The following is a 21,270-nucleotide window of genomic DNA, read 5'->3' as shown; positions in this document are numbered from 1 at the left end:
AGACAGGATAATTTCCGTTAAAATTCAATTACTTAACTAAAATTTTCCTGTTGCAAAAACCCCGAAAACGGCCCCATGCGGGCCGTTTTTCGTTACGCTGCACAGTTCGGTTCTCTGAAAAGGATGCAGCATGACGCAGCGCCACACGATCTCCTCTTTGTTGAAAATTTGTGCAGCGGCCCTGATCGCAGCCGGGTTCGCCGGCCAGGCGACGGCACAGACCACTCACTACGTCGTCCAGACGGACCGTATCATCGTCAAGTACAAGGGCGACAGCGACACGTCCACGACGGGCCGCGCGGCACGCGGCATCGACCGCGCGCGCCAGGCGCTGATCGACCGCGCCGGCCAGACGTACGGCGCCACGATGCGCGCGCTGCGCGCGACCGCGAACGGCGCGAACGTCCTGCAACTCAACCGCACGATGTCGCTCGACGAGGCGCGCCAGCTGGCCGCCGAACTGAAGTCGCGCGACGCCAACGTCGAGTACGCCGAGCCGGACCGGATCATGGTCCCGCTGGCCACCCCGACCGACCCCAGCTACACCCAGCAATGGGACCTGTACGAGGCCACCGGCGGCATCAACGCACCGGCCGCCTGGGACAAGTCGACCGGCGCCGGCATCAACGTGGCCGTGATCGACACGGGCTATCGTCCGCACGCGGACCTGTCCGGCCAGATCGTGCAGGGCTACGACTTCATTTCCACGACCGCCATCGCCAACGACGGCGGCGGCCGCGACACGGACGCCAGCGATCCGGGCGACTGGACCCCGGCCGGCAGCTGCGGCACGGGCATCCCGGCCGCGGACCAGAATTCGAGCTGGCACGGCACCCACGTGTCGGGCACGATCGCCGCGAAGGCCAACAACGGCCTCGGCATCGCGGGCATCGCCTACAACGCCAAGATCGTCCCGGCGCGCGTGCTGGGCCGCTGCGGCGGCTACACGTCCGACATCGCCGACGCCATCGTCTGGGCCTCGGGCGGCACCGTGACCGGCGTGCCGGCCAATGCCAACAAGGCGCGCGTGCTGAACCTGTCGCTGGGCGGCACCGGCGCCTGCGACACGACGACGCAGAACGCGATCAACAGCGCCCGTTCGCGCGGCGCCGTGGTGGTCGTCGCGGCGGGTAACGCGAACACCAACGCGTCGAACACGAACCCGGCCAACTGCGCCGGCGTGATCGCGGTGGCCGCGACGAACCGTTCGGGCGGCAAGGCATCGTATTCGAACTACGGCACCAACGTGACGATCGCGGCACCGGGCGGCGACAGCGGCGCCGGCATCCTGTCGACCCTGAACTCGGGCACGACGACGCCGGCATCGGACAACTACGCCTGGTACATGGGCACGTCGATGGCGACCCCGCACGTGGCCGGCGTCGTCGCGCTGATGCTGTCCGCCAACCCGAACCTGACGCCGGATGACGTCGCCGCCAAGCTGAAGTCGACGGCGCGCGCCTTCCCGGCACCGTGCTCGGGCTGCGGCGCCGGCATCGTCAACGCGGCGGCCGCCGTGAACGCGGCGCTGGCCTCGACGACCACGACGACGACCACGCCGACCTGGACCACCTGCGCCACCGAAGGCGGCACCTGCACGTTCAGCGGTACCCGCGACGTGCGCTACGGCACCGCCACGAGCTATGTGACGAAGACCTTCACCGGTTCCGTCGCGTGCACGAACGCCGTGTTCGGCGATCCGGCGTACGGCTACGTCAAGTCGTGCAGCTACTCCAGCGTCACCAAGTAACGCCTGCCTCATCCGCCGCCGCGTCCTGCGGCGGCGTTCCCTCTTGCACTAATCTCACAACCCAGCGATACTGTATGCAATTACAGTAGTCGCTCGGCGCGGGCGACCGTCACCGTGAACGCCCTCGTCCGCAAGATCATCCACTGCGATTGCGATTGTTTCTACGCATCCGTCGAGATGCGCGACGACCCGTCCCTGCGCGGCCGGCCCCTGGCCGTCGGTGGGCGGGCGGAGCAGCGTGGCGTCGTCGCCACCTGTAACTACGAGGCGCGCCGCTACGGCATCCATTCGGCGATGGCCACGGCCCAGGCCGTCAAGTTGTGTCCGGACCTGATCCTGATTCCACCGAATATGGAAAAGTACCGGGTCGCGTCGCGCCAGATCATGGACATCTACCGCGACTACACGGACCTCGTGGAGCCGCTGTCGCTGGACGAGGCCTATCTCGACGTGACGAACTCGCCGCACTGCAAGGGCAGCGCCACCTTGATCGCCCAGGAAATCCGCCGGCGCATTTTCGACACCGTCGGCATCACGGCGTCGGCCGGCGTGGCGCCGAACAAGTTCGTCGCCAAGATCGCCAGCGACTGGAACAAGCCGGACGGGCTGTTCCTCGTGCGGCCGGACGAGGTCGACGCGTTTGTTGCCGCCTTGCCCGTCAAAAAATTGTTCGGCGTGGGGAAGGTGACGGCGGCGAAGCTGCATCGCCTCGGCGCGCAGACGTGTGGCGACCTGCGTGACTGGAACATGGACAAGCTGCAGCAGCATTTCGGCTCGTTCGGCGCGCGCCTGTACGATTTGTGCCGCGGCATCGACTACCGTGACGTGAATCCGGTGCGCGAGAGAAAGTCGATCAGCACGGAGGAGACGTACACGCCGGACGTCCCCGATCTGGAAGGCTGCCTCGCGCTGCTGCCGGACCTGTATGAGCATTTGCTCGGCCGGATCAAGCGCAACAATGCCGAAAAATTCATCAACAAATTATTCGTAAAAATCAAGTTCACCGACTTCCAGCGCACGACCGTCGAGTGCGTCGGCTACGCGCCGAACATGGAGACGTACCGCCACCTGATGGAAACAGGCTGGCTGCGTGCGAGCCGTCCCGTGCGGCTGCTGGGCGTCGGCGTGCGCCTGAGCGACACCGAAACCGTCGAGCAACTGAGCCTGTTTGACGAACGAGCAACACATTAAAAAACCGATTCCCAACGACATCTTGTGCCGCTGATCAGCGTGTAGAATGTCGTTCCTTTGCAATACTGAGATAACCGAAAGCAACGTTATGTGGTTCAAGAATCTTCAGATCTACCGCCTGCCCGCACCGTGGAATTTCTCCCCTGAACAGATGGAAGAGGCCTTGCAGTCGCAGGCGTTCACGCCCGCCAGCAGCAACGAGTTGCTGCGCCAGGGCTGGGATTCGCCACGTGGCAATGGCAAGCTGGTTCATGTCGTCAACAAGCAGATGCTGATGATGCTGGGCACGGAAAAGAAACTGCTGCCGAGCTCGGTCATCAACCAGGTCGCCAAGGCCAAGGCCGCCGAACTGGAAGAGCAGCAGGGCTTCCCGCCGGGCAAGAAGGCGATGAAGGAACTCAAGGAACGCGTGGCCGACGAACTGCTGCCGCGCGCGTTTTCGATCCGCAGCAATGTGTGGACGTGGATCGATCCGGTCAACGGCTGGCTCGTCGTCGACGCCGCCAGCCCGAGCAAGGCCGACGACGTCATCAAGCTGCTGCTGAAGGCCGTCGACAAGCTGCCGCTGGAATCGCTGCGCGTGCAAAAATCGCCGGTCGCCGTGATGACGGGCTGGCTCGAATCGGACGAGGCGCCGTACAACTTCACGATCGACCAGGACACGGAACTGCGCGCCACGGGCGAGAGCAAGGCCGCCGTGCGTTACGTAAAACACTCGCTGGACCCGGAAGACATCCGCCGCCACATCGCCAACGGCAAGCAGTGCACGCGCCTGGCCATGACGTGGAACAGCCGCATCTCGCTGGTGCTGACCGAACAGCTGGCCGTCAAGGGCATCAAGCCGCTGGACGTGATCAAGGAAAACGAGACCATCACCTACAGCGACGATGAGCGTTTCGACAACGACATCATGCTGATGACGGGCGAGCTGGCGAAGATGATGACGGATCTGGTGGAAGCGCTGGGCGGCGAAGCCAAGGCGTAAGGTGGACGGCACTCCGCCCACGCGTGACGCCGGCGGAATGCACACGTCACGCATGGGCACCCGATCGATGCCCCGGCATCAATCACCCACCTACCCGGGCCATTTGCCTTATTTCACCGACGCCACTTCTTCGGTCGTAGCCGGTTCTTTCTTGCCACCGCCGCCTTCCGGCTGGCCGCTCGTATAGACGGATCCCTGGCGGTTTTCGCCCGGCGCCGGCTTGCCCGGCAGCGGCTGCAGGGCCTTGGCCTTCTCCAGGTCGATGCCGGCGACCTCGGCCACGCGGCGGCCGTAATCCTCGTCGCAGTGCCACAGATGCCACACCATGCGCAGCTGGATCACTTCCGGACATTTCTTGAGGTCGCCGCCGACGTTGTTGACGAGGTCGTCGCGCTCCCACTCCGCGAACGTGCGGTAGCGGTCGCCGGCTTGCCGGTAGTCGTCGGCCGTGCGGCTCGTCTGGTAGCGTCCCAGATGGCCTTCGACGTGCTGGTGGTAATCCTTCTCGGGCTGCGGCGCTTCTTTCAAGCCGCCCAGCAGGCTCGGTTCGTAGTTGATGTGCTTGTCCTCGCCGCCGGTGTCCACATAAAAAGTCATCTGGCCGTCGCGCTGGTTCGTGCGCGCCACGGCTTTTTCTTGCGGCGCATTGATCGGTAGTTGCAGATAGTTCGGACCGACGCGGTAGCGCTGCGTGTCCGAATACGACAGCGTGCGGCCTTGCAGCATCTTGTCGTCGGAAAAATCGATGCCGTCGACGAGGACGCCCGTGCCGAAGGCCGATTGCTCAGTTTCGGCAAACACATTGTCCGGATTCTTGTTGAGCACCATGCGGCCCACGGGCAGTAGCGGGAACCGGTCTTCCGGCCAGCGTTTCGTGTCGTCCAGCGGATCGAATTCCAGTTCCGGATGCTCGCCGTCGCTCATGATCTGCACGCAGAATTCCCATTCCGGAAACTCGCCGCGTTCGATCGCGTCGTACAGGTCGCGCGTGGCGTGGCTCGTGTCGTGCGCCTGGATCTCGGCGGCCTGCTGGCTCGTCAGGTTGCGCACGCCCTGTTTCGGCTGCCAGTGGAATTTGACGAGGTGGGCGATGCCGTGGTCGTTCACGAGTTTATACGTGTTGACGCCGGAACCTTCCATCTCGCGGTAATTGGCCGGGATGCCCCATGGGCTCTTGACCCACGTAACCATGTGCAGCGCTTCCGGATGGCTGCAGATGAAATCGTAGAAGCGCCACGGCTCCTGCTGGTTCGTGACGGGGTCGGGTTTGAACGCGTGGATCATGTCCGGGAACTTGATCGCGTCGCGGATGAAGAAGACTTTCAGGTTGTTGCCCACGAGGTCCCAGTTGCCTTCGACCGTCTTCAGCTTGACGGCGAAGCCGCGCGGATCGCGTGCCGTCTCCGGCGATTCCCTGCCGCCGATGACGGTCGAGAAGCGCACGAACACGGGCGTCTGCACGCCGGTCTCGTTGAGCACGCGGGCGCGCGTGTACTTGCTGGCGGGTTCATCGCCGATCTTGCCGTAGGCTTCGAAATAACCGTGCGCGCCCGTGCCGCGCGCATGCACCACGCGCTCGGGGATGCGTTCGCGGTCGAAGTGGGTGATCTTTTCGATGAACTGGTAGTTCTCGAGGGTGGCCGGGCCGCGTTCGCCGACGGAACGCATGGCCTGGTTGTCGCGGACGGGATGGCCCTGGCGGGTGGTCAGGGTGGGACGCTGCTCGCTCATCGCATGGCTCCTTCAGGTTTATTGAAAAACCATTATAGGAATTGACGAAAATGCGGAGCGCCCGACACACCGGGGTCAGAGCCCGGATTTTGGAAATTTCCCAAAATCGGGCTCTGACCCCGGTGGTTACAGCGCCTGGAACACGCCCGCGGCGCGGTTCTTCGTGACGTTATCCCAGGTGAACACTTTGCCGTTCATCGCCACGTAGACGCCCGGCGGCAGGGTCTGCGCGGCGGCGCAGGCGAAGCCGAAGTTGAACAACGCGTCCGAGTTGGCGATTTCGTATGGGATCATGGCGCCGGTGAACACGATGGTCTTGTCCGACATGGCCGCGCCCAGCACCTCGGCCGTTTCGCGCATCGTATCGGTGCCGTGCACGATCACGATCTGCTTTTCGGCGGCTGCCTGGCAGGCGGCCAGGACGTTCCGGCGGTCGGTGTCCTGCATGTCCAGCGAGTCGAGCAGGGACACGACTTGCAGCTCGACGGGAATGGTCATGCGGGAACGCGCGATGACCTCCGGCAAGTGGCTTGTGCCAAAGCCCAGAACGCCGTTGAGTTCGTTGTAGTGTTTGTCGAAAGTGCCGCCGGTGGCGATGATCCGCAAAGTCATGATGATTTGAAAACTCGGTAAAAAAAGGTGGGTAATGATAGCCGCAAACCGTAGTGTATCCGTACGTGTCTGCGCTAGAATCGTTTGGATCGGATGAGTATCCTTTCTCCTTTTTGGGCCGTGCCCGTCTTCCCAATGAAACCCGTCGCACCCGGAACCGTCATCTTCCACCGCCATCGCGGCTATGGCGTCATCACCCACGTCAACCTGCTGACAGGCTGGATTTCCGCACGCTTCGGCAACGAAACGCGCACGCTCGACCTGAACCTGTCCACCGACGAGGTGCAGCATGCCGACGGCGAAGCGATCCTGTTCCGCCGCTCCCCGCCGGACCGCATGCCGCATGCGCGCCTGATGGCCATGGTGCGCGAGCTGCACAAGGCCGGCTACGAAAAACTGTACTTGTATTCCTGGCCCAAGCCGTCCGGCCTGCACTGGCGCTGGCATCTGTTCGCGGGCCAGCGCGACTGGATGCAGCGCCCCTGGCGCGAAGGCTGGTACGGCTCCGGCGCCGACTACAACAACAACCCGGTGATGGGATGGGGCGACGCGCCCGGCGCCAGCACGGACGAGCTGATCCGCGCGCTGGCGAAGTTCGACCCCGAAGGCCTCGCACGCGCGCTCGGGCGCGACGAAGACCACACGGCCTGGTTCGCGAATGTGTGCGATGCGCTGCTGCCGGGCTATATGTACTCCTTCGACATGGCGCCGATGCAAAAGAACGCGAACGGCGGCCTGATCGAGATGCCACCGGTGCCCGTCGTGGCCGTGCGCGCGGGGCTGCCGGCGTATGCGGGCCCCGTGATCGAATGGCCGCCCGGCTGGGCTGGATTGTGGACGCGGCGGCATGAGATGCCGATGCGCAAGCCCAATCTCACGGGCGAGCCGGAGTTGCGGTAACGCATCGTTGACCCACGTAGGGGGGCACGCCTTGCTCACGCGTAACGCGGCGAGACGCAAACGTCACGCGTGGGCAGCGGCTGCCCACCCTACGGCCGCCGCATGCGAGCGTTTAGCGCCCCAACGCATCCGGATTCAAGATATTGGTCGGATTGCCGTTCGCGAACTGCACGACATTCTCGAACGCCGCCCGGAAATACAGCTCATAACTGTCCCGCTCGACATACCCCAGGTGCGGCGTCGCCAGCACGGTCGGAATCTTTAATATCGGCGCATCCGCCGCCAGCGGCTCGCTCGTGAACACATCCAGCGCCGCCTGACCGGGATGGCCCTTGCGCAACGCGGCCTCCAGCGCGCCTTCCTCGACCAGTTCCGCCCGGCTCGTGTTGACGAACAAGGCATCACGCTTCATGCGCGCCAGGTCGTCGGCCGTGACGATGCCGCGCGTCGTGTCGTTCAGCCGCAGGTGCAGGGTCACGACGTCCGCCTGTTCGAAGAATGCCTCGCGCGTCGGCGCTGCGGTCAAACCGTCCGCGGCGGCCGCGGCCCGGCTTGTTTCACTGCCCCACACCATCACCCGCATGCCGAACGCCTTGGCATAGCCGGCGATCAGGTGCCCGATCTTGCCATAGCCCCAGATGCCCAGCGTCCGGCCCTTCAGCACGCGGCCCAGGCCGTTGAGCTCGGGATTGATCGAGGCCGTCTGCCACAGCCCATCCTTGAGGTTGTTGGCGTAGGGCACGATCTTGCGGCTGGCCGCCATGATCAGTGCCCATGTCAGCTCGGCCGGTGCGACGGGCGAGCCGACGCCTTCCGCGATCGCCACGCCGTGCTCGGTCGCGGCCGCCACGTCGATGTGGCCGGCAACTTTACCCGTCTGCGACAGCAGCTTCAAATTCGGCAGCTTGGCCAGCAGCGCGCGCGAGAATGCGGTGCGTTCGCGGATCAGGACGAGGGCGTCGAACGGTGCCAGGCGGATCGCCAGCTGGCCCAGTCCCCGTGTCGAATTGGTGAACACTTTGACGTCGTGGCCGTCCAATAAACGGAAGCTTTCGAGGCTGCGGACGGCGTCTTGGTAATCGTCAAGGATGGCAATTTTCATGAATGTTAGCCGATGTTATGGGTAAGAAAGTAATGAAATAACAGAATATGAACAGTGGAAAATAGCCTACTACATTACTCAACCAAAATTCCTACATTTTTGTTATTGAAGCATTTGAAACGGGTTTGGACGGGTGTAGAATCGTCCAGACATAAGAGCCCATGATGTCAGATTGATATTACTTGAGGCCAGCAGCACACGTTCCACCCAGTCCGCCGGCACCGCGCACACGCGACCTTCGGGCTGGCGACATGACCGCCGTAGCACTGAGCCGTGAACCGCACGGATTCCCCGGTGCGGGCCCACGAGGCCATTCCAGACGACGATCCTGCCGGGACAAGATAACGGGATTCCGCCCGCCGCGCGCATCGCAGGCCGCCGCCTCTGCCGCATTGAAGGTTGTCGGAATCGCCAGGAATTCTTAATTGGCATTGGAGGTATGTATGAACCAGCCCGTGATGGGCGGCGTCGCCGCACTGAACGTCCCAGCTTACATCAAGCACAACAAGCTCATCAATTGGGTGGCCGAGATCGCGGCCCTCACGAAGCCCGATGCCATCTACTGGTGCGACGGCTCGAAAGACGAGTACGACCGCCTGTGCGCGCAGATGGTCGAGGCCGGCACGATGAAGCGCCTGAACCCGGAGAAGCGCCCGAATTCCTATCTGGCCTGCTCCGACCCGAGCGACGTGGCGCGCGTGGAAGACCGCACCTTCATCTGCTCGGCGACGAAAGAGCAGGCGGGCCCGACCAACAACTGGGTCGACCCGAACGAAATGCGCCAGACCCTCAACGGCCTGTTCGACGGCTGCATGGCCGGCCGCACGATGTACGTCGTGCCGTTCTCGATGGGCCCGCTGGGCTCGCCGATCGCGCACATCGGCGTGGAACTGTCCGATTCGCCGTATGTCGCGGTCAACATGCGCATCATGACCCGCATGGGCAAGGCCGTGTACGACGTGCTGGGCAGCGACGGCGATTTCGTCCCGTGCGTGCACACCGTCGGCATGCCGCTGCAGGCGGGCCAGCAGGACGTGCGCTGGCCGTGCAACTCGACCAAGTACATCGTGCACTATCCGGAAACGCGCGAGATCTGGTCGTTCGGCTCGGGCTACGGCGGCAACGCGCTGCTGGGTAAAAAATGCTTCGCGCTGCGCATCGCTTCCAATATGGGTTACCAGGACGCCCAGCAGGGCGGTCCGGGCTGGCTGGCCGAACACATGCTGATCCTCGGCGTGGAATCGCCGCAGGGCGACAAGAAATACGTCGCGGCCGCGTTCCCGTCGGCCTGCGGCAAGACGAACTTCGCGATGCTGATCCCGCCCACCGGCTTCGAAGGCTGGAAGGTCACCACCATCGGCGACGACATCGCCTGGATCAAGCCGGGTGCCGACGGCAAGCTGTACGCCATCAACCCGGAAGCGGGTTATTTCGGCGTGGCCCCGGGCACGAACGAAAAGACGAACCCGAACTGCATGGCCTCGCTGCGCGAAAACGTCATCTTCACGAACGTGGCGCTGACGGACGATGGCGACGTGTGGTGGGAAGGCATGACGAAGGAAGCGCCCGCGCACCTGATCGACTGGCAAGGCAAGGACTGGACCCCGGCGTCCGGCACCAAGGCCGCGCACCCGAACGCGCGCTTCACCGTGGCCGCCACGCAGAACCCGGTGATCGACCCGGCCTGGGACGATCCGGCCGGCGTGCCGATCTCGGCCTTCATCTTCGGCGGCCGCCGCTCGACGACGGTGCCGCTGGTGACGGAAGCCCGCAACTGGACGGAAGGCGTGTACATGGCCGCCACGATGGGCTCGGAGACGACGGCCGCCGCCGCCGGCCAGATGGGCGTCGTGCGCCGCGATCCGTACGCCATGTTGCCGTTCATCGGCTACAACATGAGCGATTACTTCCAGCACTGGCTCGACCTGGGCCGCAAAGTGGCCGACAAGAACCCGCAGGCGCTGCCGAAGATCTTCTGCGTCAACTGGTTCCGTACCGACGACAACGGCAAGTTCGTGTGGCCGGGCTACGGCGACAATATGCGCGTCCTGAAATGGATCCTGGACCGCAGCCAGGGCCAGGGCGGCGGCGTCGAGCATATGTTCGGCACCACCCCGACGTACGGCGACCTGAACTGGACCGGCATCGAGTTCACGACCGAGCAATTCGACCGGATCACGTCGATCGACAAGGATGCATGGCGCGAAGAACTCAAGCTGCACAGCGAACTGTTCGACAAGCTGGCCTACCGCCTGCCGCAGGAGCTGGTGGCCACCAAGCAGCAGCTGGAGACGCGTCTGGCCGAATAAAGTAAGCGGGGAGACGACGGTCGCACGATGAGGCGGCCGCAACAAACGGAAAAGGACAGGCCTGGGCGCCTGTCCTTTTTTTATTTATCGGGTAGCGCTACCAATTTGTTTCTTGATTTTACTAATCCGGAATTATCCTCTATCCTTGGCATCGACGCGCTGTTAGCGCAAACATCGCCCTTCGACGTCATAAGGATAATAACCATGAGACAACGCCGCACCGTGCTGCGCGCCGCTCTGGCGCTGGCATTCGCCTCCCCATTCGCACTCCCCGCGACCGCCCTGGCCGCAGACGCCGCGCGCCAGATCGTCATCGACGCCAAGGCGCCGACCGTCGCACGCGACCACTTCGCCGACCTGTCGGTGGGCTCGGATTATCCGGGCACGCTGATCCGCGACGACAGCCTGGCGCAATTGAAAATCGCGAAAGACGAACTGGGCTTCCGCTACATCCGCTTCCACGCCATCTTCCACGACGTGCTGGGCACGTACAAGGTCGTGGACGGCAAGCCCGTGTACGACTGGACGAAAATCGACTACCTGTACGACAAGCTGCTGGGCATGGGCATCAAGCCGTTCGTCGAGCTGGGCTTCACGCCGGAGGCGATGAAGACGTCGGACAACAGCATCTTCTACTGGAAGGGCAATACGTCGCATCCGAAACCGGACCAGTGGGCGGGCCTCGTCGACGCCTTCGTGCGCCACGTGCAGCAGCGTTACGGCAAGGACGAAGTGCGTACCTGGTTCTTCGAAGTGTGGAACGAGCCGAACCTGGACGGCTTCTGGGAAAAGGCCGACCAGAAGGCATACTTTGCATTGTTCGACCTGACCTCGAAGACCCTCAAGGCGATCGACCCGGCGCTGCGCGTGGGCGGTCCGGCGACGGCGGGCGCGGCCTGGGTGCCGGAATTCCTCGCGCACACGCAGCAGAGCGGCGCGGCGGTCGACTTCATCGCCACGCACACCTATGGCGTGGACGGCGGCTTCCTGGACGAAGAGGGCAAGGGCGACAATAAGCTGTCCCCATCGCCGGACGGCATCGTGGGCGACGTGCGCAAGGTGAGGAAGGAAATCGAAGCCTCCTACCTGCCGAAGCTGCCGCTGTACTTCACCGAATGGAGCACCAGCTACTCGCCGCGCGACCTCGTGCACGATTCGTACATGAGCGCCGCCTACATCCTGTCCAAGCTGAAGGCGACGGAAGGCCTCGCGCAGGGCATGAGCTACTGGACCTATACGGACCTGTTCGAGGAACCGGGCCCGCCGACCGCGCCGTTCGAAGGCGGCTTCGGCCTGATGAACCCGCAGGGCATCCGCAAGCCGGCCTGGTTCGCCTATAAATATCTGCACGAGCTGGGTGACCAGCTTGTGCAGACCACCGACAAGCAGAGCTGGGTGACGCGCGATTCCAAGCGTGACCCGGACGGCGTGCAGGTGCTGGCGTGGGACTTCCAGACACCGGACATGGGCAACAAGAGCAACCGCCCGTTCTTCGGCGTGGTCCAGCCGACGAAGAACGGCACGCCGTTGAAGCTCACCCTGAAGGGCATGGCGCCGGGCACCTACAAGGTCCAGGTCTATCGCACCGGCTTCAAGGCCAACGATGCGCACACGGCCTACATCGAGATGGGCAAGCCGAAGACGCTCACCAGTGCGCAGCTCGCGCAGCTGCAGGCGCAGACGGTGGACAAGCCCGAGACGCGCACCGTGAAGGTCGCGGCGAACGGCACCGCGAACCTGCAGGTGCCGATGCGCGTCAACGACGTGGTGCTGGTGAAGATCGCCACGTCGCGCTGAACCACGACGCTCCCTGGTCGCATCCGGATGGCCGCGCTCGCGGCCATTTTTTCATTTCGTGCCGCCGCGCGATCGATACTTGTACTGCTCGAACAGCATTGGAGGCGGTTCTAGTGCATCCGGACTGCCTTACGACGGCGTATTGCCGCCAAGGCCGCGATACCCGAAGCCAGCAAGGCCACGTCAGGCCAGAAGTAGACACTGGCTATGGCGAAGAAGTGCTAGAACTAAAATCCTGGTGTCAGTGGTTCGATTCCATCCCGGGCCACCGGAATACAGCAGTGGAACGACAACGCCACCTTCGGGTGGCGTTGTCGTTTGCAGGCCTCCGTCGAGATACGCCAGCCATGAGCCAGCGTATCTCCAGCGATCATTTCACATTGATCGCCAGGATGCTCGTATCGTTATTGATATACAAAACGCCGTTGGCCGACAGCGTCAGCTTGCCGGGAAACGGCTGCGTCCACACCGTTGCATGACTCGTACGATCGATCGCATAGGTAGCGCTGTCCGTGCTCACGAAGACCAGGTTCTGCGTCAGCAGGACGTTGCCGCGCCAGCCACCGGTCGGGGCCGGTGGCGTCCAGCTCCACAGCTTGCTGCCATCGGTTTCACTGCGTGCTTCGAGCACATAAGGTCCCCCGTTCAGGACGAAGATCTCCTTGTTGTCGTAGGCCGATCCCGCGTGGAAATGTCCGGGCACCGTCCAGCGTACTTGCCCGTTCACCGTATCGAAGTTCATCAACGCTTCGTTCCCGGTGACGATCACGTTACCCGGCGCGCCGATCAGCGGCGTCGCACCGGTGGGCCAGGCATTCGCCGTCCCCGCTATCTGGCGAACCTTGGTGCCGGTACGGCGATCGACGATGTCCAGGGCATTATTCAGGTAGACATAGGCGTTGTCGGCATCGACCGCCGGTGTCCAGCCATCGATCTGCGCGAGATTGGTGAACCACTGCATGGCACCCGTACCTGCGTTGTACGCAAACATACCGCCATACGTGCCACCCTCGGAGTAAACACTGCCGCCGACAACGACCGGTGCAAGATAGTGCTCCCACTGTGACGAGCCGGGCGTCGAAAACAGCTGTGTGCCATCTTTCGCATCGAATGCGAACATGGCCGTCGATTCCTGCGAACCAGCGAACAGGTAGACTTTGCCGTTGGCAACGCCGGGCGGGTTGGTGGTTGGCGTCTGCAGGTTACCGAAGTCGTGAATCCATGACTGCTTGCCATCTTGCTCGTTGAATGCGTACAGGTTGTGGCCAACGCGGCCGGCATCCCAGAAGCCGCCGGTCGAAAAATACAGCTGCCCGGCGCTGGTGACGATGTCCGAAATCGTCATCTGGTAACCGTTCACCGACGCCGCCTCGTATTTCCAGCGCACCGCGAACTTGGCTGGGGCCAGCGCAACAGGAACGAAGCCCGTGTGCGCCGCATTGCCCTGGAAGCCGCTCCAGTCCCCGGCGCCGGCGATGGACGCAAGCGCGGTGAGGTTGGACGGGATCGTGCCGCCTTCTGCAGGAACAATATCGATGACATACGGGACCTTGAACGGCGCGCCGTCGAACGAAGATGTGCATGCCGCGTCCTTGCACACGTTCACCGTGATCTGCCCTGCGTAGTGGCCGGCGATCGCAGTGGCGGAAGTGCTAAGCGTGATTGCGAAACTGCCGTCCGTATTCGGCTTGGCCTGCATCGACTGGATGACGTCGCTGTCGGAGGTGAGCTTGAGATACGCAACGCCAACGAAAGGCGTCGTCTGGGTGGCCGTCACGTTGACTGTTGCAGGGTACCCGGCCACGTATTTCGCATTAACGGTGCTCGTGCTGAGCGTGTAAGGTGGCGGGACAGCAGGTGCGGGCGTGGTTCCGCTGCCGCCACCGCCACCACCGCTGCCACCGCCACCACCACCGCCACCACCACCACCGCAAGCGGTGAGGAAAGTCGTGCTGATTGCCAGGACAAGATAGCGTAAATTCATTTTGTTGTGCGATCGCTTACTGTCGCGGTATGCGACATGGTTGTCATATAAGGTTGAATAATGCTTTGAGGAAAATTAATAGGACTGACAGCAAGGGTGTCCCACTAAGCTCAGTGCGCTGCAGTGGCTTGGCGTCGCGTTGGCAGCGAAACGTCAGCCGGATCGGGTAACGATATAAATACAGCAACGGTGACCTGTCATTATGCGATCGCGTTGCACGTGCGACAAGTTCAAAGTATTAAAATTCCAACAATTTTTTCCTTGTGACAATCCGATGATTTTGCCGCATCGTTGTCTGCTATGCTGAATGCCTTCGCGCAGCTTTATTCCTTCGACAAGCCCGTGCTGCAAGGCCGATCAAGGTGGCGCCGGCTCCGCGAATATGGCCAGATCGCGTGGGATCGAGCGAGCATACCGGCCGAAACCCAACTGATCGGGGGAAGCTTGGCTACAAGCATTCATCAGGCCTTGCTCTTGCTGGCCTGCTCGCTCATCTGTTGGCGGTATGTCGAACGGATTTGCCGGGCGTTCTTAGCCCCACTGCATCAGGCACGGCGGCACCAGCAGGGCGAGGGCCAGCACGAGGTAGATCAGCTGCAGCGGGATCATCCACCTGGCCCACGTGAGCCACGGCACGCGCGCGAGCGCGAGCACGCCCACCGTGATGCCGGACGTCGGGATCATCGGCGTGGACAGCTCGCCGAGTTGAAAAGCAAGGATCGCGGTCTGGCGCGTGACGCCCACGAGGTCCGCGAGCGGCGCCATGATCGGCATCGTCAGCGCGGCCTGGCCCGTGCCGGAGTGGATGAAGAAGTTGATCACGGACTGGATCAGATACATCTTCTGCGCCGCGAACACGGGGTGGCTCGATTGCACGAGCGGCATCAGGCCGTGCAGCATCGTGTCGATGATGTGGGCGTCGCGCGCGAGGATCATCGTGCCGCGCGCGATCGCGATCACGAGCGCCGTCGGCGCCAGGTCTTTTGCCCCCTGCATGAACGCCGCCACCCAGTTGTCGGGCCCGAGGCGCCCGACGATGCCCACGACGATCGCCATCGACAAAAACAGCGCCGCGATCTCGTCGATGTACCAGTCGAACTTCACCACGCCGATCACCATCGAACCCAGCGCCAGCGCGAAGATCGCCAGCACCGCCTTGTGCCGGCCCGTCATGCGGTCGAGCGCCACGGCCGCGGGCCGTTCAAGGCGCCGTGTCTGGTCCAGCACATAGGTCGGGCTCAGTGTGGGGTTGTTCTTGACGCGGGCCGCGTACCACATCAGGAAGGCGATCGTGACGGACGTCGCCGCGACCCACACGATCAAGCGATACCCGATCCCCGAAAACACGGGCACGCCGGCGATGCCTTGGGCGATGCCGACGTTGAACGGATTGAGGAAGGCGGCACCGAAACCGGCCTGCGAACCGAGGAACGGAATCGACACGCCGACGATGGTGTCGTAGCCGAGCGCCAGCGCCAGCGGCACGAAGATCAGGACGAACGGAATCGCCTCCTCGTTCATGCCGAACGTGGCGCCGCCCAGCGAGAACAAGGTGACGAAAACGGGAATCAGCGCGGCGCGCACGAGTGCCGAGTGCTCGTGCATGCGGGCGATCGAGCGGATCCCCGTGTCGATCGCGTCGGTTTTCTGCACGACGGCGAACGCGCCGCCGACGATCAGCACGAAGCCGATGATCTGCGCCGCCTCCACGAAACCCTTGATGGGCGCCTTCATCAAGGCCACGAGGCCTTGCGGCGCGTTCGCGACGTAGTGGAACGAGGCCGGGTCGACGAGCTGCTTGCCGTTCACGAGATGGGTCTCGTACTTCCCGCCGGGGACGAGCCACGTCGCCAACGCGATCAGCGCGAGGATCGCGAACAGCAGCACGAAGGTGTTGGGCATTCGCAGGCGCATACTCATTGACTTAGAAGTGAACCGGAACGGAAGGGCGTCGTGCCCGCGATCTTACAGACTTGCATGCCGCGCAGCAGGTGGCGGTGTGCGGTGGAGGCGAACAGCAGACCGTCGCGGCTGGCGCGCACGGTGGCCGTGTCGCCGGTGACCGGATTGACGATGTCGGCGACGGCATCGCCCGCCTTGACCTCCTCGCCCAGCGCTTTCAGGAAGACGAGCACGCCCGATTGCGGCGCCGGCAAGGGTTCGACGGCTTCGAGCGGCGTCGCTTCGCACAGCGGCTCGGGCAGCGCGGTCTGCGGCATGTCGACGATGCCTTCGCGCGCGAGGTATTGCAGCAGCGCCTGCGCATCCTGTTCCGCATACTCGTAGCGCACGTCCATCTCGCCGCGCAGTTCGACCGTGACGGCGGCGCAGGCGGGCGGGATGGGAATCTCCGGGCCGAAGTGCGCGGCGAGCTCCCACCACAGCCGGCTGCACGCTTCGTCGAACGGCTCGCCGCCCGATTCGGCCGACAGCAGATAGGCGCGCGCACCGAGCAGCGCCGCCAGCGGTTTCACGCGTTCCGCCAGCGCGGGGCCGGTGTACACGTGCAGCAGCGCTTCGTTATCGCAGTGCAGATCGAGCACGATGTCGGCGTCGATCGCCAGCGCCAGCAGCGTCTTTTTGAGCACCTGGGTCGCATCGGAAGGATCCCAGCGTTCGACGGCGGCGCGCGCTGCCGCGCGGATCGCGGCGACGTTCGCGGCCGCGTCGGGCCCGAGTTTGCCGGCCAGCGCCGTTTCGAGTTCGCCGGCCACGTGGCGGAAGCCGCGGTTGAAATTGACGCCGGTGCCGAGGTCGAAGCGCCCGAGCGGCATGCCGTGCACGACCTGCGACAGCCCGACGGGATTCGCCGCCGGCACCAGGATCACTTCACCATGGATGCGGCCGTCGCCGTCGAGGCGTTCGAGTTCGCGCCGCAGAAAATGCGCGACGAGCATCGCGGGGACTTCGTCCGCATGCAGCGAAGCCTGGATGTAGACCTTCTTGCCGCTGCCTGCGCTGCCGTAGTGGTACGACGTGAGCTGATACGTGGCGAGGCCGGGCTCGGTGGCGATCGGGTGTGTGTTCATATGCATGCGCAAGATCTCCTGGCGACCGCTTTGGCCGATTATGTATGAATTTTTACACAACGTAAATCGATGAAAGTTTATTTTCAAAATCTTGTTGAATTGCGCGCCGCACCTGTTTTACATTTAAAAATGTTAACTCATTGACATCCCGTTACGATGACTCCTCCCGTCCCGTCCAGCGCTTCGCCCGACATCGGATTCGCCGAGTCTTCGCTCGGCCGGTCGCTGTTGCGGGTGCTGGCCGAGGGCTCGGCGTCGAACCGTGCGATCGCGGATTACGTGCTGCGCAACCAGGTGCGCGTGACGGCGCTCGGGATCGAGGAACTGGCCGACGCGTGCGATGTGTCGACGGCGACCATCAGCCGCTTCGCGCGCGACCTCGGGTTTAAAAATTACGCGGCGATGCGCGGCGCGGTGGCGGAGACGTTGCAGTCCGTGCTGCAGCCCGTCGAAAAACTGCGCAGCATGATCGCGCGCCGCACCGCCAAGGTGTCGCCCGCGCTGGAAAGCCTGGGTTATGCCGAAGCGGCCATTACGGCCACCAGCCGCGCGCTGGCGGGCACGCAGATCGACGGCATCGGCATGGTGCTCACCAAGGCGCGCACCGTGTACGTGCTGGGCTTCGGCCTGTCGTCGTTCCTCGCGGGTGCGCTCGCGATGCACCTGCAGCCATTCTGCCGGCACGTGGTGGAAGTGGCCGCAAGCGGCGGCACGGAGGTGGCGGCGAGCCATCTCGCCACCGTCACCGGCAAGGACGTGCTGGTCGTGATCTCGCTGCCGCGCTACACGCTGGACGCCGCGTCGCTGACGCGGTTCGCGCGCGATGCCGGCGCGACCATCGTCTCCATCACGGACTCGCCCGCGTCGCCGCTCGCCGAGCTGGGGCACCACGTGCTGTACGCGCATAGCGCGCATCCGGTGCTGCCCAGCAGTTCGAGCGCCGCGCTGGCCGTCATCGAGGCGCTGGCGGTGTCGCTGATGACGTCCAACAAAGCCAACGTCGCCAAGGCGGCGCGCCACACCGAGGCCATCGCCGCCTATCTGCATGGCGAGCACCAGATCAAAGAGGGCGTGCGCAAGCGCCCCGTCGCGAAGAAGCCCTGAGTCACCACCCAGACACCAAGAGAGGGAGTACTGCATGACCAAGCATTTCTCGAGAGCCTTGCAACCGACTGTCATCGCGGCGGCCATCGCTGCCCTGACGGCGCAGCAGGCCAGCGCGCAGGCGCAGGCGGACGAACCCAAGATGCACCGCGTGGAAATCACCGGTTCGTCGATCAAGCGCATCGACACCGAGACCGCGCTGCCCGTGCAACTGATCTCGCGCGAGGACATCGAGAAGATGGGCGCCACGACGGCCGCGGAACTGGTCAGGAACATCAGCGCGAACACGGCGCCGCTGACGGACGGGCCCAGCATCTCGGACAGCACGTCCGGCCAGCGCGGCCTGAACGGCGCCAACCTGCGCGGCCTCGGCGTGTCGTCCACGCTGGTGCTGCTGAACGGCCGGCGCCTTGCCAACTTCGCGTCCCCGGGCGACAACTCGGGCGTCGACCTGAATAACATCCCGGCCGGCGCGATCCAGCGCGTCGAGGTGCTGAAGGACGGCGCGTCGGCGATCTACGGCACGGATGCCATCGGCGGCGTGATCAACTTCATCACCCGCAAGGATTACACGGGCATCGACCTGGCTGCGTCAGGCGCGGGCACGCAGCAGGGCGGCGCGGGCAAGCGCACGCTGAGCCTCAGCGGCGGCACGGGCGACCTGAACACCGACCGTTTCAATGTGTTCGGCGTGCTCGACGTGCAGCAGCTCGACCGCCTGCGCTCGGGCCAGCGCCGGTTCATCGCGGAGCGCCCGCTCGCGACGACCCTGCCGGCGCAGATGTCGAGCAACACGTTCCCCGCCAACTTCGACGTCTCGGGCGCGCAGCGGGCGGCGCTGATCGCGGCGGGCCTGCTGCCGGCCGGCAGTACGTCCAGCCGGATCAATCCGAGTTCGCCGAAGTGCAATCCGCCCGCCACCGTCTATGCCCAAAAGGGACCGGGTGGCGCGGCGGGCTGCAGCTACGACTACATGGAAGACACCGAGATCTATCCGGATTCGCGCAAGATCGGCTTCATCGGCCGCGCCACGTTCCAGCTCGACGCCGACAACCAGCTGTTCGCGGAGCTCATGCAGGCCGAGGCGAAGTCGAAGTACGTGCTGTCGCCGAATCCCGTCCGCATCCGTGGTCTGCCGGTGAGCATCCTGCCGGGCGCGTATCGCACGGCGTTGTCGGCTCCTGGCCTGCCCGCCACGTTCAGCGGCATCCGCTACCGCATGGCGGAAGCGGGCAACCGCAGCAACGAAGTGACGAGCAGCGGACAGCGTCTGCTGCTGGGCGCAACCGGCACGCTCGCGGGCTGGGACTACGACGTCGCCCTGGGGCGCGCCGAGAACAAGGCCGTCGACAAATACGTGAACGGCTACGTCCTGTACGACAAGTTCGAAGCCGGCGTGCGCGCGGGGACGATCAATCCGTTCGCGCCGTCGTCCCAGGCCGGCCTGGACCTCATCAACGGCATCAAGATCAACGACGAGGCGAGAAAGGCGAAAGGCGTGTCCACTTCGCTCGACGGCAAGATGTCGCGTTCCCTGATGGCGTTGGCCGGCGGCGACCTGGCGCTCGCGGTCGGCGGCGAGCTGCGGCACGAGCACCAGACGTTCACGCCGTCGGAACTGCTCAAGTCGAACAACATCGCCGGTGACCGCGACAGCACGATCCCGGCCGGCCAGCTGGCCGACGTCGAGACCGCGGACAACACACGCAAGGTGGCGTCCGTGTTCACGGAGGTGGTCGCGCCGTTCACCAAGGAACTCGAGATGCAGTTCGCGCTGCGCTGGGACCATTACAGCGAAGTGGGCAACACGACCAATCCGAAGATCGGCCTGCGCTGGCAGCCGGTGCAATCGCTGCTGCTGCGCGCGTCGGCCGGCACGGGCTTCCGCGCGCCGTCGCTGTCGGACCTGAAGCGCCCGACGATCTTCGGCACGACGGCCGGCATCCTGACCGACCCGCAGTGCGTGAAGCAGGAAGGCAGCATCGACACGTGTACCGACCAGTGGGACGTCGAACGCCGCTCGAACCCGAACCTCAAGCCGGAGAAATCGCGCCAGTTCACCCTGGGTGTCGTGTTCGAGCCGGTCAAGCGCACGAGCCTCTCGATCGACTACTGGAACATCGAGAAGCGCGACGTGATCAGCACCCTGGGCGAACAGGTCATCATCGAAAACCCGGCGGCGTACAACGGCAAGTACATCCAGCGCGACGATGACGGCTTCATCTCCAACATCCTCCTGATGAAGGAAAACCAGGGCAAGCTGAAGACGTCGGGCTTCGACATCGGCGCCGACTGGAGTACCGAGCGCGGAGCGTGGGGCCGCTTCGGCGTCAACCTGTCCGGCACGCTGATCCTGCACTACGACCGCCAGTTCGGTCCGGCGGAGCCGTTCCGCAGCAATCTGGGCGTGTTCCTGAACGACCAGGTGATCCAGAAGTGGCGCCACCGCGTGAACGTCGAATGGGACAACGGCCCCCTCGCGCTGACCCTGGCGAACCAGTACTCGACCGGCTACACGGACCAGAACACGACCTACGACCCGTACACGGACAAGCTCCTCCCGCCGAACCACGTGAAATACTATTCGCTGTGGGACCTGACGGGCAGCTGGACGGTCAGCAAGCAGCTGAAGGTGCGCGCCGGCGTGCTGAACCTGTTCAACGCCGATCCGCCGTTCTCGAACCAGGCCTATTTTTTCCTGGCCGGGTACGACCCGAGCTACACCGACCCGCGCGGCCGCAGCGCGTTCGTGAGCGCGAACTACTCGTTCCGCTGA

General features: G+C 64.0%; 14 protein-coding genes. 8 read left to right on the top strand and 6 right to left on the bottom strand.

The window, feature by feature from the left end; translation table 11 throughout:
- Nucleotides 1–130: 130 nt before the first annotated feature.
- The 3 genes from BVG12_RS18840 (at nucleotide 131) to BVG12_RS18830 (ending at nucleotide 3,926) form a co-directional block, all read left to right on the top strand.
- The gene (locus BVG12_RS18840) at nucleotides 131–1,750 is read left to right on the top strand and encodes a S8 family peptidase (RefSeq protein ID WP_075793735.1); all 1,620 of its coding nucleotides are present in this window, start codon (nucleotides 131–133) and stop codon (nucleotides 1,748–1,750) included.
- A 114-nt stretch (nucleotides 1,751–1,864) separates the two neighbouring features.
- Complete coding sequence (gene dinB / locus BVG12_RS18835) at nucleotides 1,865–2,941, top strand: DNA polymerase IV (protein WP_075793734.1); 1,077 nt, start codon at nucleotides 1,865–1,867, stop codon at nucleotides 2,939–2,941.
- A gap of 88 nt (nucleotides 2,942–3,029) precedes the next feature.
- Nucleotides 3,030–3,926, top strand: a complete 897-nt coding sequence (locus BVG12_RS18830; RefSeq protein ID WP_075793733.1) for a recombination-associated protein RdgC — start codon at nucleotides 3,030–3,032, stop codon at nucleotides 3,924–3,926.
- 108 nt (nucleotides 3,927–4,034) lie between these two features.
- Here the strand turns inward: BVG12_RS18830 and BVG12_RS18825 are convergent, their stop codons facing one another.
- Nucleotides 4,035–5,657: a catalase gene (locus BVG12_RS18825; RefSeq protein WP_075793732.1), complete on the bottom strand. Its 1,623-nt coding sequence runs from the start codon at nucleotides 5,655–5,657 to the stop codon at nucleotides 4,035–4,037.
- Nucleotides 5,658–5,783: 126 nt separating this feature from the next.
- The gene (locus BVG12_RS18820; protein ID WP_075793731.1) at nucleotides 5,784–6,269 is read right to left on the bottom strand and encodes an asparaginase domain-containing protein; all 486 of its coding nucleotides are present in this window, start codon (nucleotides 6,267–6,269) and stop codon (nucleotides 5,784–5,786) included.
- A 135-nt stretch (nucleotides 6,270–6,404) separates the two neighbouring features.
- Between BVG12_RS18820 and BVG12_RS18815 the strand changes: the two genes are divergently transcribed.
- Complete coding sequence (locus tag BVG12_RS18815; protein WP_075796450.1) at nucleotides 6,405–7,169, top strand: L-asparaginase; 765 nt, start codon at nucleotides 6,405–6,407, stop codon at nucleotides 7,167–7,169.
- A 112-nt stretch (nucleotides 7,170–7,281) separates the two neighbouring features.
- On the opposite strand, the gene BVG12_RS18810 is transcribed toward BVG12_RS18815, so the two are convergent.
- Nucleotides 7,282–8,271 carry a D-2-hydroxyacid dehydrogenase family protein gene (locus tag BVG12_RS18810; protein ID WP_075793730.1) on the bottom strand — a complete coding sequence of 330 codons (990 nt, stop codon included), beginning with the start codon at nucleotides 8,269–8,271 and terminating at the stop codon, nucleotides 7,282–7,284.
- A 443-nt stretch (nucleotides 8,272–8,714) separates the two neighbouring features.
- On the opposite strand from BVG12_RS18810, the gene BVG12_RS18805 reads away from it, so the two are divergent.
- The gene (locus tag BVG12_RS18805) at nucleotides 8,715–10,580 is read left to right on the top strand and encodes a phosphoenolpyruvate carboxykinase (GTP) (RefSeq protein WP_075793729.1); all 1,866 of its coding nucleotides are present in this window, start codon (nucleotides 8,715–8,717) and stop codon (nucleotides 10,578–10,580) included.
- 204 nt (nucleotides 10,581–10,784) lie between these two features.
- A complete protein-coding gene (locus BVG12_RS18800) occupies nucleotides 10,785–12,377 on the top strand; it encodes a GH39 family glycosyl hydrolase (protein ID WP_083685212.1) in 1,593 nt (530 codons plus the stop codon).
- A gap of 370 nt (nucleotides 12,378–12,747) precedes the next feature.
- Here the strand turns inward: BVG12_RS18800 and BVG12_RS18795 are convergent, their stop codons facing one another.
- The 3 genes from BVG12_RS18795 to BVG12_RS18785 all read right to left on the bottom strand — a co-directional run bounded on the left by BVG12_RS18795 (nucleotide 12,748) and on the right by BVG12_RS18785 (nucleotide 17,396).
- Nucleotides 12,748–14,361 carry an outer membrane protein assembly factor BamB family protein gene (locus BVG12_RS18795; protein WP_156895671.1) on the bottom strand — a complete coding sequence of 538 codons (1,614 nt, stop codon included), beginning with the start codon at nucleotides 14,359–14,361 and terminating at the stop codon, nucleotides 12,748–12,750.
- Between the two features lie 531 nt (nucleotides 14,362–14,892).
- On the bottom strand, nucleotides 14,893–16,263 hold the full coding sequence (locus tag BVG12_RS18790) for a YfcC family protein (protein ID WP_229503654.1): 1,371 nt from the start codon (nucleotides 16,261–16,263) through the stop codon (nucleotides 14,893–14,895).
- A gap of 14 nt (nucleotides 16,264–16,277) precedes the next feature.
- Nucleotides 16,278–17,396 carry a succinylglutamate desuccinylase/aspartoacylase family protein gene (locus tag BVG12_RS18785; protein WP_075793726.1) on the bottom strand — a complete coding sequence of 373 codons (1,119 nt, stop codon included), beginning with the start codon at nucleotides 17,394–17,396 and terminating at the stop codon, nucleotides 16,278–16,280.
- A 150-nt stretch (nucleotides 17,397–17,546) separates the two neighbouring features.
- On the opposite strand from BVG12_RS18785, the gene BVG12_RS18780 reads away from it, so the two are divergent.
- A complete protein-coding gene (locus tag BVG12_RS18780; RefSeq protein WP_075793725.1) occupies nucleotides 17,547–18,494 on the top strand; it encodes a MurR/RpiR family transcriptional regulator in 948 nt (315 codons plus the stop codon).
- 34 nt (nucleotides 18,495–18,528) lie between these two features.
- Nucleotides 18,529–21,270 carry a TonB-dependent receptor gene (locus tag BVG12_RS18775; RefSeq protein WP_075793724.1) on the top strand — a complete coding sequence of 914 codons (2,742 nt, stop codon included), beginning with the start codon at nucleotides 18,529–18,531 and terminating at the stop codon, nucleotides 21,268–21,270.

It is taken from the genome of Massilia putida (assembly GCF_001941825.1).
GTDB lineage: Bacteria > Pseudomonadota > Gammaproteobacteria > Burkholderiales > Burkholderiaceae_D > Telluria > Telluria putida.
Note: the sequence above shows the minus strand (reverse complement) of the source record. Positions and strands in the feature narration are given on the sequence as shown.

What these genes read in the sequence shown, in the direction of transcription:
- BVG12_RS18840 (WP_075793735.1), top strand. Translation starts at nt 131, where the DNA reads ATGACGCAGCGCCACACGATCTCCTCTTTGTTGAAAATTTGTGCAGCG.
- BVG12_RS18830 (WP_075793733.1), top strand. Translation starts at nt 3,030, where the DNA reads ATGTGGTTCAAGAATCTTCAGATCTACCGCCTGCCCGCACCGTGGAAT.
- BVG12_RS18825 (WP_075793732.1), bottom strand. Translation starts at nt 5,657, where the DNA reads ATGAGCGAGCAGCGTCCCACCCTGACCACCCGCCAGGGCCATCCCGTC.
- BVG12_RS18820 (WP_075793731.1), bottom strand. Translation starts at nt 6,269, where the DNA reads ATGACTTTGCGGATCATCGCCACCGGCGGCACTTTCGACAAACACTAC.
- BVG12_RS18815 (WP_075796450.1), top strand. Translation starts at nt 6,405, where the DNA reads ATGAAACCCGTCGCACCCGGAACCGTCATCTTCCACCGCCATCGCGGC.
- BVG12_RS18810 (WP_075793730.1), bottom strand. Translation starts at nt 8,271, where the DNA reads ATGAAAATTGCCATCCTTGACGATTACCAAGACGCCGTCCGCAGCCTC.
- BVG12_RS18805 (WP_075793729.1), top strand. Translation starts at nt 8,715, where the DNA reads ATGAACCAGCCCGTGATGGGCGGCGTCGCCGCACTGAACGTCCCAGCT.
- BVG12_RS18800 (WP_083685212.1), top strand. Translation starts at nt 10,785, where the DNA reads ATGAGACAACGCCGCACCGTGCTGCGCGCCGCTCTGGCGCTGGCATTC.
- BVG12_RS18795 (WP_156895671.1), bottom strand. Translation starts at nt 14,361, where the DNA reads ATGAATTTACGCTATCTTGTCCTGGCAATCAGCACGACTTTCCTCACC.
- BVG12_RS18790 (WP_229503654.1), bottom strand. Translation starts at nt 16,263, where the DNA reads ATGCCCAACACCTTCGTGCTGCTGTTCGCGATCCTCGCGCTGATCGCG.
- BVG12_RS18785 (WP_075793726.1), bottom strand. Translation starts at nt 17,396, where the DNA reads ATGCATATGAACACACACCCGATCGCCACCGAGCCCGGCCTCGCCACG.
- BVG12_RS18780 (WP_075793725.1), top strand. Translation starts at nt 17,547, where the DNA reads ATGACTCCTCCCGTCCCGTCCAGCGCTTCGCCCGACATCGGATTCGCC.
- BVG12_RS18775 (WP_075793724.1), top strand. Translation starts at nt 18,529, where the DNA reads ATGACCAAGCATTTCTCGAGAGCCTTGCAACCGACTGTCATCGCGGCG.